Origin of the sequence: Rhizobium sp. L1K21 (genome assembly GCF_024055895.1) — a bacterium.
In the GTDB taxonomy this organism is placed as follows: Bacteria; Pseudomonadota; Alphaproteobacteria; order Rhizobiales; family Rhizobiaceae; genus Ensifer_A.
On sequence record NZ_JAMXLE010000001.1, the window covers coordinates 1,188,479 to 1,203,251 of the forward strand.

The window sequence follows — 14,773 nt, forward strand, 5'->3', positions numbered from 1 at the left end:
CCGCCTGAACCTATTTTTTGCGGAATGCATCCAATGAAACGACGGAAGCACCCTGCTTGTTGTCGCCGTCAGTGCCTTCTGCCGCAGTCTCTTCGTTGTCGGCTGCCGCATCCTGCATCGAATGGTCTGCCATTTCCACGTCTTCGGCAAAGTCTTCTGCAGACATGGCCACGTCGAATTCCAGCTCGAAATTCACTGAAGGATCGTAAAAGCCGCGAATGGCGTTGAAGGGAATCACCAGCTTCTCGGGCTTGTCGGAGAAGGAAAGGCCGATTTCGAATTGCGAATCGGTGACTTTCAGATCCCAGAACTGGTGCTGGATGACGATGGTCATCTGCTCGGCATATTTTTCCTTCAGATGCTGGGAAAGACGCACGCCCGGCGCATCTGTGAGAAAGGTGATGAAGAAGTGATGTTCGCCCGGGAGGACACCTGTCGCTGCAACCTCGCTCAACACTTTGCGGATAACGCCGCGAAGTGCGTCCTGCGCGAGAATGTCGTAGCGGATGTGATCCTGCCCCATGTGTGAACCTCGATTTCCCTCGTTATGCCGCAATTGAAAAACAGCGCGGTTAATAACCGCGATTACGATTCAATCCAAGAGAAATCTATATCTCAAGCGCGGCGGTGGCAAGGAAGTCCCCGTTGATGTATGGGGATGCCGATCATCTGTTACAGAGTGAAATCTTAATTGTGCAGAGGACGCTTGCTTAAATGCTCAACCGTTCATACCACACATTTGTGAAAATTTTATCTGTGGGTAGCGGTTTTGCGGCGAGGAATTGTGACGTTTGGAGCGTAAAGCTGAATTTCGTTTTGAAGTCGGCGGCGCTTATACAAGCGTTTTTGACCGGCCACCTGCTCATGGATTGCATTAAGGGTACGATAAATGAACCTAAGAACATCTCTAAGGGAACTCCCTGAAAACAAGCTTTTTCAGAAAGGCGACGTGTTTGTCCTGTTCGGTGAGCTTTTTGACCGGGGTTATGCAAATGGTCTGGTTGAGCAGGCCCGTGCAGCAGGCCTGGAGATCATTGGTTTCACCGTTGGCCGGCGTACCGAAAGCGGCGAGTTGCGGCCTTTGACAGACGAGGAACTGGCGACGGCTGAGGCGCGTCTTGGCGGGCGTATCATCAATGTGCCGCTGATGGCCGGTTTCGATCAGGATGCGCCTGCAGGCGGCCTGAAGCCACAGGAAATCATCGGCCAGCTGACGCTGGAGAATTGGAAAGACGCCAAGTTCGACTGGGATTATCTTGCCGAGTGCCGCAAGATCGGCGTTGACCGCTTCCGTTCTTCGGCGAAGGAGGCTTTTGCAAAGCTCGCCGACATGGTGCCGGAAGACAAGAATATCTATTTCGCCCATATCATGGCCGGCGGTGTTCCCAAGACAAAGGTTTTTCTGGCGCTTGCAAACCGGATATATAAGGGAACAGGCCCGCGTTTCCTCTCCTCGAACGACTTTATTGCCAGTGATCTCGGCAAGTTGGTTTTGCAGAATTTTGAGGAAGTGACCGCCAATACGTTTGACTGCCTGATTGAGGGCACGGCCGCAATCCGCGAGCGGGCCGAGAAAAATGGCAAGCAGGTGCGGTATTCGGCCTATGGCTATCACGGCACCGAGATTCTGATCAACGATGTCTATGAGTGGCAGACCTATTCAAACTACACGCAGGGCTACGCGAAGATCAAACTCGAGCAGATCGCTGAAGAGAACTGGGAGAAGGGGATCAAGGCAACGGTCTATAATTGCCCGGAAATCCGCACCAATTCCTCTGACATCTTTGTCGGCGTGGAATTGCCGCTGTTTTCACTTCTTCTGGCGATGAAGAAAGAGGGCGGTGGTGAATGGGTCGACAAGGCTTGGAACGTTTGCCGCGGACTTCTGCGTGAGGATGTATCGCTGGAAATGCTGTTGGAAAAGACGCAGACATTGAATGCCAGTGAAGTGTTCCTGAAAAACCGGGACTTTGCCGCCTGGCCGACGCCGAATGCGCCGGATCTGGCCGAAACTGTGATCGGAGTTTCGCGTGAGATCACCCAGCTGCACCAGTCGAACCATGCACTGATTACCGACAATCTCAGTGCGCTGGTGGTGAATGCTGCCGGTATGTTGATCTTCAAGGACATGTCAGAACCTGAAGGTCCGGTTGTGTGGCTGAACCACGATATTGTCGCCAAGCAGCTTATCGAATCCGCTCCCAAGGTCTCGCTCTGAGGCTTTGGCCCGTCGGGTGAAATGGCTGTTTTTGAAAAAGAAAGCGCGGGTGGGTGGAGGTTTCTGTTGCCAGGTACCTCCGAACCCCGCCTGAAGGGGCTAACCAACAGGGCTTAAGATCGGGTAACCCGCACCGCCATTAGGCAGCGAGAGCGTAACCCTTAGCGTTGTTGTCATTTGCAACTACACTTTTGACCCGATAACGGTGGTATCATGCCGAGCAAAAGTACGATCTTTACGCCCTTGTCGATCCTATTTCGCCCCCATCAAAAGCCGTCTTTACAAGCTTAAGGCGGTTTTTGGTGGAGGCGCCGGGTACCGCCCCCGGGTCCAATAGGTTTATTACATCGTCCGTTTATTGCCATAGCCGGATCAAGTCCGGCACGTGTCATATAGGTGTTATGAGCGGTCATGAAAAGGGGTAAGTTTGCGATGCGTACGGCATCGGCCTGGAATATCGTGCTGTTCAGAAAGCATTGGAAAACGCCAAGCTGACAATGGCGCCTGATAGCGGGCGGCGTGTAGACTGTTGCGAAAGTGGTGCAAGACGCACCTGCTTGAGTGTAAAATTCTCTCAATCGAATCGGCGGTGGGAAGCTCATGAAACAATATCTCGACTTACTTGCGCACGTGAAGGATACCGGTTCCGACCGCGGCGACCGAACGGGAACGGGTACGCGTTCCGTGTTCGGCTATCAGATGCGTTTCGATTTGTCGGAAGGCTTTCCGGTGACGACGACGAAGAAGCTGCACTTGCGCTCGATCATTCATGAGCTTTTGTGGTTTCTCAAGGGTGACACCAATATCGGATATCTGCGCGACAATGGCGTTACGATCTGGGATGAGTGGGCCGACGAGAACGGCGACCTCGGGCCGGTCTATGGTTCGCAGTGGCGCTCCTGGCCCGATTATAATGGCGGCCATATCGACCAGATCAAGCAACTGATCGAGGGGCTGAAGACCAATCCCAATTCACGCCGCCACATCGTGACAGCATGGAACCCGGCGCTGGTGGATGAAATGGCACTGCCGCCGTGCCATTGCCTGTTCCAGTTTTATGTGGCTGACGGCAAGCTCTCCTGCCAGCTTTATCAGCGCTCTGCCGATATCTTTCTCGGCGTGCCATTCAACATTGCGTCCTATGCGCTGCTGACCTTGATGATTGCGCAGGTGACCGGGCTCAAACCGGGGGATTTCGTGCATACGCTCGGTGATGCGCATCTTTATCACAATCATTTCGAACAGGCAGAACTGCAGCTCAGCCGGGCACCAAAGGCGCTTCCTACCATGCGCTTGAACCCGGACGTGAAAGACCTTTTTGCCTTTAAGTTTGAAGACTTTACGCTCGAGGGCTACGACGCTGATTCAAGCATCAGGGCGCCGATTGCGGTATGAACAAAATATCTTCGACTGCCTTGCAGTCTATGGGATCAAGAGATAAGCAACCCGGAATCTGCAATCCATTCGCTAGGTTTGCGAGCGACAGAAAGGTGGTTATCCTACCGTGGGTGAAGACCAAGAAAAAAAAGAGTTCAACAACCCTCGAGCCCACCGTGTAAAAAAAAGCGCACCGAGGGTGCGTATGCCCTCAGTCGCTTCAATTGTGGCACGAAGCTATCCCGACAAAATAATCGGCATAGAAAACACTTTGCCTTGGCATTTGCGCACGGATCTTCAGCTGTTCAAAAAACGAACGCAAGGTCACGCCGTTATAATGGGCCGAAAAACCTTCGAGTCTATAGGCCAACCATTACCGAAGAGAACCAATATCATTCTTTCTCGCGCTGAGCCAAATTATCTAACGGAATTTCCGGAATTACGCTGGGCTCCTAATCCTGAAACTGCATTGCTGTTAGCTGATATTGACTCAATCATATCCGGCAAGATGGAGTTCTTCGTCATTGGCGGAGATCAGATATATCAAATTTTTGAGGGTCGAATTAATCGTATTTTTGTAACCGACGTGTTTTGTGGTCACATAAACGGTGATGCAAAATTTGAAACAGATTTTGATGCAAAAACAAAGGGTAAGAAATCTGAGTGGTGGATCAAAAGCGAAGAAGACTTTCCTAGGTCAGATTTCGATGACTTTCCATTTAGGGTGACCGAATATCGAAGACGTGTTCCTTTTCATCGGTACAGGGTGAAGGAGGAGTTGATGGGCCGAGAGCCAACTCTTGACGCGTTTTGGGAGCAATATCAGTTTCGGTTAGAGGCAGAGGTTTCTGAAGAGCAGTTGCCGCTTTTTTAGCGATTTCTTGTGAGCTGAACGTCGCTTCAAACTCTTAATGTATCACTCAATTAGGGGCGAGCCATTGAAACGGAAGAACCTGATACCTATAAGAGGTCGATAAGGCCTTGGGCGGTTTAAAATCAGGAGTTTTTGGCAAAAGCGAGACGTTTGCCGGAGGCGGCCTCATTTTCAACCGAGCGAGTGTTAACAAAACAAGAGGATTTGATGCCCTGGAGCAATCAAAATGGCGGCGGCCCATGGGGCGGCGGCGGAGGAAACAATCAGGGACCCTGGGGGCAGGGACCACGCGGGCCGCAAGGCAACGGACCCCAGCCTGATCTCGATGAATTTATCAAGCGTAGCCAAGACCAGATGAAGCGCTTTCTGCCCGGTGGTGCGAATGGTGGCGTGTTCGTCATTGGTGCCGTGATCCTGGTTGTGTTCTGGCTTTTCCAGTCGATCTACACGGTGCAGCCGGATGAGCGCGGCGTGGAACTTCTGTTCGGCAAGCCGAAAAACGAAGTTTCCGAGCCCGGTCTGCACTTCCATTTCTGGCCGGTTGAAACCGTCGAAATGGTCAACATTACCGAGCAGCAGCAAAATATCGGCGCCACGTCTGGCAACGCTGATTCCGGGCTGATGCTGACAGGTGATCAGAACATCGTGAACGTTCAGTTCTCCGTTCTTTATGCGGTCACCGATCCGGCAGCCTATCTGTTCAAGGTCGAAGCGCCGCAGGATACGCTGCGCCAGGTGGCTGAGAGCGCGATGCGTGAAGTGGTCGGCTCGCGTCCGGCACAGGACATCTACCGCGACAATCGTCAGGCGGTTGCAGATGATGTGAAAAACACGATCCAGGCGACGCTCGACCAATACCAGGCCGGTATTTCGGTGACGACCGTTTCGATCGAGGACGCGGCACCGCCGCGCGAGGTGGCCGATGCCTTTGACGAGGTTCAGCGTGCCGAGCAGGATGAAGACCGCTTCGTAGAAGAGGCCAACCGTTACGCCAACCAGAAACTGGGTCGGGCGCGCGGTGAAGCCGCTCAGATCGGCGAAGAGGCGGCGGCCTATAAGGACCGCGTTGTCAAGGAAGCACAGGGTGAGGCCCAGCGCTTTGATGATATCTATGCCGAATATATCAAGGCTCCGGAAGTGACGCGCAAGCGCATGTATCTGGAAACCATGGAAGGTGTATTGAAGGACACGAAAAAAGTGATCTCGGATGAGGCTTCCGGCACCGGCACGGTTCCTTATCTGTCGTTGAACGAGCTTCTCAAGCGGAACGAGACAACGACGACGACGGGAGGCAACAACTGATGGAAAAGCGTCTTACAGCAATTCTCGTTGCCATCGCCGTCATCGCGTTCATCGCCTATTCTTCCGTATTCGTTGTCAACGAGCGGCAGCAGGCCCTGGTTATCCGGTTCGGTGAAATTCAGTCTGTGAAGGACGAGCCGGGACTTTACTTCAAACTGCCATTTGCATTTCTTGATGCTGATCGCGTTCAGTATATTCAGGATCAGGCCCTGCGCTTTGATCTTGACGATATCCGCGTTCAGGTTCGGGGCGGCAAGTTCTACGAAGTGGATGCCTTTGTGGTCTACAAGATCACTGACGCAAGGCTTTTCCGGCAGGCGGTGTCGGGTGATCGTGCCGTTGCGGAATCACGGTTGAGAACACGTCTCGATTCGGCACTTCGCCGGGTGTACGGTCTGCGCGGCTTTGAGGCTGCACTGTCGCAGGAGCGCAGTGCGATGATGCGTGAAGTTCAAAACGACTTGCGTAATGATGCCCAGACGCTCGGCCTCTCGATCATGGATGTGCGCATCAGACGCACGGACCTGACGAAGGAAGTGTCGCAGCAGACATACGAGCGTATGAAGGCTGAACGTCTGGCAGAGGCTGAACTGATCCGTGCACGCGGTAACGAAGAAAGCCAGCGGCGCAAGGCTGTTGCCGACCGTCAGGTTGTGGAAATCGTTGCTGAAGCGCGCCGTGATGCGGAAGTCACCCGCGGTGAGGGCGATGCCGAGCGCAACGCGATCTTCGCGGCTGCCTATGGCAAGGATCCGGAGTTCTTCGAGTTTTACCGCTCGATGAGCGCCTATTCGAATTCGCTGACGGGTGATGGAACGACGTTCCTGATCTCGCCGAATTCGGAATTCTTCCGCTTCTTCAACGAAGACAACGGATCGACACCACGTCAGTCGACCGCTCCGGCTGGCGGTAACTGATCAGGCATGTCTGACTTTTTTACAGGAATTGCATTTTTCCTGGTGATCAAGGGGCTGGTCTATGCACTGGCCCCTCGGCTTTTGAAGGAGATGGCGGCCATGATTCCGTCCATTCCTGAGGATATATTGCGGCGGTTCGGGGTTGGGGCGATTGCCGTTGGTGTTTTTTTGATTTGGCTTATTCGGGTATATCTGGCGTAAATTCGATTCGCCGGTCATTATCCGCGTGAAGACTGAGGAGACAGCCTTTTATGCTTCGCCGCCATGTAGTCAGCGTGAGTGCTGCACTCTCACTCGCCTTTAGCCTTGTTACGGTCGATGCCGGCTTTGCGCCAGTCATGGCGCGTGATCTTTCCAGGGGGCCTGCTTCCGTTGCTGAGCTTGCGGAAGGGCTGGCAGACACGGTGGTGAATATCGCCATTTCCCAGAAGGCTGAAGGCGGCGTTGACGATTCGCCGGCTCCGCTTGTCGATGAAGGTGCGCCGTTTCCTGAATATTTCCGCGATTTTTTCGACGACAAGGGCGGGCGTGACACCGGACGCAATATCAGTTCGCTCGGTTCAGGTTTTGTCATCGGGCCGGAAGGCTACATCGTCACCAACAATCATGTGATTGAGGGCGCAACCCAGATCACGGTGAACTTCGCCAATGGAAGCAAGCTTCCTGCAACGCTGGTCGGTACGGATAAGAAGACAGACCTTGCTCTATTGAAGGTCGAGCCGAAAGCCCCGTTGAAATTTGCGCGTTTTGGCGATTCCGACGAGATGCGCATCGGCGACTGGGTGATGGCGATCGGTAACCCGTTCGGTCTCGGCGGCACGGTGACGCTTGGCATTGTCTCCGCCCGTGGCCGCAACATCAATGCCGGTCCTTACGATGATTTTCTGCAGACCGACGCTGCCATTAACAAGGGTAATTCCGGCGGTCCGCTCTTCAATATGTATGGTGAGGTGATCGGCGTAAACACGGCCATCATCAGTCCATCCGGCGGCTCGATCGGCATCGGATTTGCCACACCGTCGGAACTCGCAGCCAATGTGGTCAGCCAGTTGAAAGAGTTTGGCGAGACGCGGCGTGGCTGGCTTGGCGTGCGCATTCAGCCGGTCGAGGCGGATGTCGCTGAAAGCCTGGGGCTTGATATGCCGCGCGGCGCGTTGATTGCCGGTATTATCGAGGGCGGGCCGGTGTCGGATGGACCGCTTCAGGCAGGCGACGTGGTGCTGACGTTCAACGGCAAGGAAATCTTGAATGCAAAGGCGTTGACGCGCGCCGTGGCGGAAAGTCCGGTCGACAAGGACCTGCCGGTGAAAATCATGCGCGATGGCAAGGAAATGGATGTCACGGTGCGGCTGGCGCTTGTGGAAGAGACAGCTGCTGACGAGCCCAGTGACGAAGAGACCGTCCAGCCGTTTGACGAAGACGAGATGACCTCGCCCGACGACGAAAGCGAGAATGGCGGCGAGATGTCGGAACAGTTGCTCGTGCTCGGAATGCTTCTCTCTCCGCTGGATGATGCAGCCCGTGAAGAATTCGGTATCGACGAAGCCGTTGACGGGGTTCTTGTGTCCGAAGTGGAGGAGGGCTCTGCTGCGGCTCAACAGGGCATCGTGCCGGGTGACGTGGTGGTCGAAGTCAGCCAGGAGTTTGTGGCCACGCCTGATGAGGTTGCAACAAGGGTTGGCAAGCTGCGGGAAGAGGGGCGGCGCAACGCGCAGGTGCTCGTTTCCAATGCGGCAGGCGATTTGCGTTTTCTGGCGCTGCGGCTGGAATAACGCGCAACGGCCACCGAAACGCGTTTGAATGATTGCATCAGAAACTTGAATGCGATTGGTGTCTGCTTTCGGGCTAGTGTCGAGCGCAGACACGTTCTTTTCTCAGAAAGATAGCGCCGATGCGCCCCGTACACATTGCCCTGGCTCTCATGGTCGCCCTTGTATGGGGCTTCAATTTTGTCGTGATACAGGTGGGGATCGATAATTTTCCGCCGATTTTTTTCTCTGCGCTGCGCTTCTTTCTCGCTGCTTTGCCACTTGCCTTGATCCTGCCGCGTCCCAACGTGCCTTACCGCATTATTTTCGGTATCGGCATGTTTCTCGGTGTCTTCAAATTTTCGCTGTTGTTCGTGGGCATGAAAATCGGTGTGCCGCCGGGGCTGGCGTCGCTGGTTCTGCAAATGCAGGCTTTCTTTACCGTCATACTTGCAGCGGTCCTGCTCAAGGAGCGTCCGACAAGCGTGCAAATTGTTGGCATTGCCATCGCTTTTGCGGGTATCGGGCTGATCATGTCCACGGTTGAAGGTGATGTTTCGCTGCTCGGCCTGTTCATGCTGATGGGGGCAGCGTTCTTCTGGGCCTGTTCGAACCTCTTGATGAAGAAGGCGGGCAGCGTCGATATGTTGCGGCTGATGGTGCATGTCAGCGTGGTTGCGCCGCTGCCGCTTCTTTTGATTTCGCTCGTTTTTGAAGGCTGGCAAGCCGACTACGCGGCGCTGATGTCGATGAACTGGCTTGGGTTTGGGGCGACGCTTTATATTGCTTATGGCGCGACCATTTTCGGATTTGCTGCCTGGGGCTTTCTCATCCGCACGTATGGTGCAGGCCAGGTCGCACCATTTTCATTGCTCGTTCCCATATTTGGCATGTCGTCAGCGGCCCTGGTTCTCGGCGAAGAGATCGGCACGATCAAGCTTGTTGCCGCAGTGCTGGTCATCGTTGGTCTTATGCTGGTGGTGATGAAGCGTTTGCCTGCCAGTCTTGCCGGGTTATCGCGTAAAGCGCGTGATGCTTAAAAGCTCAGGTTGCGGGGCAAACAGTTTCAGCGCAACTGCTTTCGTAGACGGCTGACGCACATTTCGATCTTCAGAACGTCATCCGGCAAAGTCGGACTTTCGGTACCCCTGAATATATAGAAGGCCCGTCAGGTCGGCGTGGTCGAGCCGCATGGCCGCTTCTGCTGCAACAGCCGGTTTGGCGTGCAGAGCGACACCGGAGCCTGCCAGATGCAGCATGCCGAGGTCATTGGCACCATCGCCAACTGCAATGGCATCGTCGGTATGGATGTTGAGCGTTTGAGATATTGCGTTGAGCGCATCCACCTTGGCCTGTTTGCCGAGGATCGGTTCGGCGACTTCGCCGGTCAACACGCCATCTTTTTCGAGAAGGATATTGGCGCGGTTTTCGTCGAAGCCGAGCGTGGCGGCGATGCGACTGGTGAATACGGTGAAGCCGCCGGAAACAAGCGCGGTGTAACCGCCATTGGCTTTCATTGTCGCGATCAGTTCACGGCCACCGGGTGTCAGCGTGATGCGCTTTTCGATCACCTCATCCACGACCGAAATGGGCAAACCTTTCAGAAGGGCGACGCGCTCACGCAATGCTGGTTCAAAGGCGATTTCACCGTTCATGGCGCGTGCTGTGATCAGCGAAACCTCGTCCTTGAGGCCCACTTCGGCAGCCAGCTCATCGATGCATTCCTGGCCGATCATGGTGGAATCCATATCAGCGATCAGCAGTTTCTTGCGGCGCGTTTCTGCATCCTGAATTACGAGATCGATCGGGTGGCTGCCGATGACCGCGCGGATGTTTTTTTCCGCCTCTTCAAGATCGGTGCCGTCGCGCAGCGCCAGATCGCATGCAATGCCATCGGCAAGCCAATAGAGACCGGAGGCCTTGACGCTTTCTGCGGCACGCTCGCCAATGGTGGCGGTGAGGATGGGGTTTGACGGATTGGCGATAAGCGTGGCAACAGAAGCCATGAACAAAATCCTGGATGAAAACACAGATGCGATCCTGATAACCGGGCCAACCGCCAGCGGCAAGTCCGCTTTGGCGCTCGAGTGGGCAAAACGGGTGGACGGGATTGTTATCAATGCCGACAGCATGCAGGTTTATGACACATTGCGTGTCTTGACGGCCCGCCCCAGCGAAGATGAGATGGCGGGCATAGAGCACCGGCTTTACGGCCATGTTCCTGCTGCGGAGACCTATTCGACTGGCGCGTGGCTGCGGGCGGCGCAAGCCGAGATGAAACGCTGCCGGGATTTGGGAAAGATGCCAGTGTTCGTTGGAGGGACAGGGCTTTACTTCAAGGCGCTGACCGGCGGTCTCTCGGACATGCCGAAGGTTCCAGATGAAATTCGAAACCGCCTCAGACAGCGTCTCACCGATAAAGGCGCTGAGGCCCTGCATGCCGAGCTTTCCACACGTGACGCCGGGGGAGCGGAGAGAATACGCGCGAATGACGGGCAGCGGATCGTGCGGGCGTTGGAGGTGCTGGAAGCAAGCGGCAAGCCGATATCATTCTTTCAGAACAAGACAGGTGAGGTGGTGGTCGATCCGGCACGGGCGCGCAAATTCGTTGTCTTGCCGGAACGCGCTTATCTTCACAGCCGCATCGATAAGCGGTTTGCGATGATGATGGATGAAGGGGCTGTCGAAGAGGTTGACGCGCTGCTGAGGCTGTCACCTCCGGCAGACGCACCCGTCATGAAAGCAATCGGGGTTATGCAGATTGCCGCCATGCTGAAGGGGCAAATGGGGCGCGATGAGGTGATCGAAAAATCATCGGCCGCAACGCGCCAATATGCCAAGCGGCAGATGACGTGGTTTCGCAACCAGATGGACGAGACCTGGGAGCGCCTTGGTTAGAAAGGGGCCTTCTGGTTCAGGAACATCGGTTGGAAAGCCTTTTCGATCGCATCGGCCATGGCACGAATGGCGGGGTTGATGGTGCGGGGGTTGCAGCGCATGACCACCCGGCTCGTATCAATCTGCGAGAATCCATCTTCTTCGGTGAGCTTGCGGCAATCCGGCGGTATGGCGCTTGCGGCGAGCGGCGCGATGGCAATTCCCGCGCTGGCAGCTGCGGTGAGTGCACCGGCGGTATCGCAGGAATAGGCTTGCCTGTAGGCGATCCCATGCTGCTTGAGGTTGGCGATAGCATAGTCACGGCACCAGGTTGACCGCCAGTAGATTGCAATCGGGATGGGTGATCTCAGATGCTGATTATGCGTGGTGGAGGTGACCCAGAAGGTCGGATCGACAGCAAGAAATGTCCCGTCCATCAGATCTTTCGGGTCGAAGAGGATGGCGATATCCAGCTCGTCCTTTTCCAAGGCCGCTGTCTGCTGGCTGGAATAGCCGCAATATGTCGTCACCTCGATGTCCGGGTAAAGCTCTGAAAATGCGGCGATCACGCGCGGAAGGATCGTGGTCGTATATTCGTGCGGAAATCCGATCCGCACTTGCCCCTCGAGTTTCACAGCGCGCATGACAGCTGCTGTTTCGTCGGTCATCCTCACGATACTTCTGGCATGCGGCAGAAGACGCTGGCCTTCTTTGGTCAATTCCACACCGCGCGGGCCGCGCGTGAAAAGGGATGTTTCGAGAATGGCTTCCAGCTTTTGAATCTGCATGCTGACAGCCGATTGCGTTCGCCTCACCCTGTCGGCTGCGCGGGTGAAGTTCCCCTGTTCGGCAACAAACAAGAAGGTGCGCAGGAGTTCACTGTCCAACGGATATGACATCGTTCTGGTCTCGCCCTCGACATTAGAAAATCTGATCTCAGCCATTATTGGAATTCGTTTGTCTAATGTCAAACGCGTCTTCAGACTGCAGGCAGATGGGAGATTGCGATGCTGGCCGGACGGTTGATAAAATGGCTCGCTATGAGCCGAAGGGTAATCTACGAACTGCGGCTTGCGAGACTGCAGCGAAAGGCGCTGAGTGATGTTTATGCACGCGGAAGCGTGCATCTCCTGCGTGATGTCGGGCTTGAAGCAACGGGGTTCGGCCATGGCATCGGCTATGGCTGCGATGTGCGCCCCAGGCGCTGGTTACCGTTTGTCTGATGGGCTCAGAAACCGTCCTTTTTCAGACTTGAGAGAGGGCGCTTCAAAATGCTTTCCCGCAGGGACATGCCGGGCTCTCTGCGAATGCTTGCGGGTTCGCGTTGCGGGTCGGTTGGAATGCGGGCGGCTGGCGGTTGATCCGATACAATCGCCCGCTCGACGCGGCTATATGGGCTTTGGGATGCGGCAGGTTCCGCTGGTCTTGACGCACCCGGCAACATGTCACGGCGATAAGCTTCCAGGTTTTCTGAACGGTGCGGCTGCGGTGTCGCTGCCGGGCGTTCGAACTCAAGGGCGACACTGGATTGCTGTTGGCGGACCGGCGAGATATGGGTTTCCTCATATCGCGGCAGATCAGAAGCGCGTTCAGGCCTGGTCGCGCCGTCCTCTTCACCGCGATCGGCGATGGAGGATTCGTACCGGTTCTGGAAGTCGGAAATATCAGGTTCGGTTCCAACGGCGCGCATGCGGCTGACGATGGTTCGAAGATCGATGCTGTCGAATTCGTCCGTCTCCTTGCCGTTGGTAACCATCTGTGCCTTGGGCAGGCGCTGCGGTGCGACGCGCTCAAAACGCATGCGCATCGGCACTGCCACAGCCTCACCGAAGGCAATGGCCTCACCATTGCCGATGGATGAGATGAAGCTCATCGTTGACGTCGATGAATTGGGAATGGCGGAACGGATGATTTCCTGGTCGCGTTCATTTGCAAGCCGCATGGCAAAGACGGTCGAGCACTGCGACAGGATCGTCTGGTCCAATTCGCCCGGCCGCTGGGTGATGATGCCGAGCGAGACGCCGTATTTTCGTCCTTCCTTGGCAATGCGTGCGATGGCATGGCGGGTCGGGAAAAAGCCGAGGTTGGGATCGGCAGGAACGTAGCGGTGCGCTTCTTCACAAACCACCAGCATATGGATAGCGCCGTTGGACCAAAGGCCGATTTCGAAGGCCATGCGCGTCAGCACCGAGGCGACGGAATTGACCACTTCGGAGGGAATGCCGGAAAGCTGGAATGTGGTGATCGGTTTGCCGTCGCCGGGGATCCGGAAGATGGTCTGGATTGTCTCCATGATGTTGTCGGAGATCGTGTTCGATGAGAACATGAAATGGTAGCGAGGATCATTGACCGCGGCCATGATGCGCAGTTTGAGCGAGCGCAGAAACGGTTTTTCGTTGCGGCCTTCGAGCTTGCCGATACGGTCGTCGATCAAGGCCAGAAGATCGGAGATACGATAGGGTACGGGTGTGTCGGCCGTAACGGCGGATTTTTCCGACTGGCGGCGCATGAAGGCGGATTCGCCGCGAAACGCGCGCTTGGCCTCGGGTATCATATCGCGGAGGAAATCCAGTTCCTCGGCAACGGCTGGTCGGCCGCGATAGACGACTTCTGCAAATTCTTCGAGCCGCATCAGCCAGAACGGCAGGTCAAGCGTTTCCGTATCGACGACTATGGCAAGATCCGGGAAGGCAGCAGCAAATTCGTTATGTGGGTCGAGAATGAGGACACGAAGCCTCGGATCGACGGCAACGGATTTGCGCAGAAGCAGGGAGACCGCCGTCGATTTGCCCACACCTGTGGAACCAACGACAGCAAAGTGTTTCGACAGCATGGAGGGAATGTGAATGGCCGCCTCAATGCTGGTATCCTGGGTGAGGGCACCTATGGCGCAATTGTTTTCTCTGCCGGTGTCATAAACACGGCGCAGGTCAGCCGAGCGAATGCGGTGCGCGATTGCGCCCAGATAAGGATAGTGGCTGATACCGGTCGAAAATTCTTCACTTCCATCATCATTCACACGCACCTCACCGAGAAGCTCGACTTCGATGTGGAAGTTGTTGTCTGCCTCTGCCTGCCAGCCATCATTTTCGGTGTGCATGGCGTTGACCAGTGCTACGACGCGGTTCTTGTCCACCGAGATGGAAATGAGACGACCGACAGACCAAAGCTCAGTCATGTCTGTGGCACCGTGTTCGGCGATGGCGGCAATCGTTGCGCGTGAGCCCGAGCACGCGACAACGCGACCCATGAGGCGATTGCCGGCTGGATAAAGGCCGCGCAGTTCCCGTCCGGGTTCGTTCTCCTCAGCTGATACAGCTTGGTTATTGAATTCGCTCATGCTGAACTTTCTCGGTGATCTGCCTGATATTTTAAGCATGCGGCATTAACGGGAGGTTTCCCTTTCATCGTATCTTCGCATTCGGGACGATTCTGTGTCGCCTTGCGGGACGACAAAATG

The 14,773-nt window shown here is 55.4% G+C and carries 14 protein-coding genes and 1 other RNA gene; 10 read left to right on the forward strand and 5 right to left on the reverse strand.

Annotated features, from left to right (window positions below; translation table 11 throughout):
- Positions 1–10: 10 nt before the first annotated feature.
- Positions 11–523 carry an SspB family protein gene (locus NHF56_RS05620; RefSeq protein ID WP_252802352.1) on the reverse strand — a complete coding sequence of 171 codons (513 nt, stop codon included), beginning with the start codon at positions 521–523 and terminating at the stop codon, positions 11–13.
- Between the two features lie 366 nt (positions 524–889).
- Between NHF56_RS05620 and NHF56_RS05625 the strand changes: the two genes are divergently transcribed.
- Positions 890–2,218, forward strand: a complete 1,329-nt coding sequence (locus tag NHF56_RS05625; RefSeq protein ID WP_252802354.1) for a hypothetical protein — start codon at positions 890–892, stop codon at positions 2,216–2,218.
- A 52-nt stretch (positions 2,219–2,270) separates the two neighbouring features.
- Here the strand turns inward: NHF56_RS05625 and ssrA are convergent.
- Positions 2,271–2,640: a transfer-messenger RNA gene (ssrA, locus tag NHF56_RS05630) on the reverse strand.
- Between the two features lie 178 nt (positions 2,641–2,818).
- Here ssrA and NHF56_RS05635 point away from each other — a divergent pair.
- The 7 genes from NHF56_RS05635 to NHF56_RS05665 all read left to right on the forward strand — a co-directional run bounded on the left by NHF56_RS05635 (position 2,819) and on the right by NHF56_RS05665 (position 9,476).
- Positions 2,819–3,613: a thymidylate synthase gene (locus tag NHF56_RS05635; RefSeq protein WP_252802356.1), complete on the forward strand. Its 795-nt coding sequence runs from the start codon at positions 2,819–2,821 to the stop codon at positions 3,611–3,613.
- Positions 3,614–3,722: 109 nt separating this feature from the next.
- Positions 3,723–4,469, forward strand: a complete 747-nt coding sequence (locus NHF56_RS05640; RefSeq protein WP_252802358.1) for a dihydrofolate reductase — start codon at positions 3,723–3,725, stop codon at positions 4,467–4,469.
- Positions 4,470–4,676: 207 nt separating this feature from the next.
- Positions 4,677–5,771, forward strand: coding sequence for an FtsH protease activity modulator HflK (hflK, locus tag NHF56_RS05645; protein WP_252802360.1), 1,095 nt, complete (start codon positions 4,677–4,679; stop codon positions 5,769–5,771).
- A complete protein-coding gene (gene hflC, locus NHF56_RS05650) occupies positions 5,771–6,688 on the forward strand; it encodes a protease modulator HflC (protein WP_252802362.1) in 918 nt (305 codons plus the stop codon). Before hflK ends, hflC begins: the two co-directional genes overlap by 1 nt.
- A 6-nt stretch (positions 6,689–6,694) precedes the next feature.
- Positions 6,695–6,889 (forward strand): DUF2065 family protein, encoded by a 195-nt coding sequence (locus NHF56_RS05655; protein ID WP_252802364.1) that lies wholly within the window; start codon positions 6,695–6,697, stop codon positions 6,887–6,889.
- A 50-nt stretch (positions 6,890–6,939) separates the two neighbouring features.
- Positions 6,940–8,460, forward strand: coding sequence for a Do family serine endopeptidase (locus NHF56_RS05660; RefSeq protein ID WP_252802366.1), 1,521 nt, complete (start codon positions 6,940–6,942; stop codon positions 8,458–8,460).
- Between the two features lie 119 nt (positions 8,461–8,579).
- Positions 8,580–9,476, forward strand: coding sequence for an EamA family transporter (locus tag NHF56_RS05665; RefSeq protein WP_252802368.1), 897 nt, complete (start codon positions 8,580–8,582; stop codon positions 9,474–9,476).
- 78 nt (positions 9,477–9,554) lie between these two features.
- Here the strand turns inward: NHF56_RS05665 and serB are convergent, their stop codons facing one another.
- Complete coding sequence (gene serB / locus NHF56_RS05670; protein WP_252802370.1) at positions 9,555–10,442, reverse strand: phosphoserine phosphatase SerB; 888 nt, start codon at positions 10,440–10,442, stop codon at positions 9,555–9,557.
- Here serB and miaA point away from each other — a divergent pair.
- Entirely contained in the window at positions 10,441–11,334 is an 894-nt protein-coding gene (gene miaA / locus NHF56_RS05675) for a tRNA (adenosine(37)-N6)-dimethylallyltransferase MiaA (RefSeq protein WP_252802372.1), read from the forward strand. The genes serB and miaA overlap by 2 nt on opposite strands.
- Here miaA and NHF56_RS05680 read toward each other — a convergent pair.
- Positions 11,331–12,212, reverse strand: coding sequence for a LysR family transcriptional regulator (locus NHF56_RS05680; RefSeq protein WP_252802374.1), 882 nt, complete (start codon positions 12,210–12,212; stop codon positions 11,331–11,333). The genes miaA and NHF56_RS05680 overlap by 4 nt on opposite strands.
- A gap of 108 nt (positions 12,213–12,320) precedes the next feature.
- Between NHF56_RS05680 and NHF56_RS05685 the strand changes: the two genes are divergently transcribed.
- Entirely contained in the window at positions 12,321–12,536 is a 216-nt protein-coding gene (locus tag NHF56_RS05685) for a hypothetical protein (protein WP_252802375.1), read from the forward strand.
- Between the two features lie 5 nt (positions 12,537–12,541).
- On the opposite strand, the gene NHF56_RS05690 is transcribed toward NHF56_RS05685, so the two are convergent.
- Positions 12,542–14,563: a helicase HerA domain-containing protein gene (locus NHF56_RS05690; protein ID WP_373456287.1), complete on the reverse strand. Its 2,022-nt coding sequence runs from the start codon at positions 14,561–14,563 to the stop codon at positions 12,542–12,544.
- Positions 14,564–14,773: the final 210 nt, after the last annotated feature.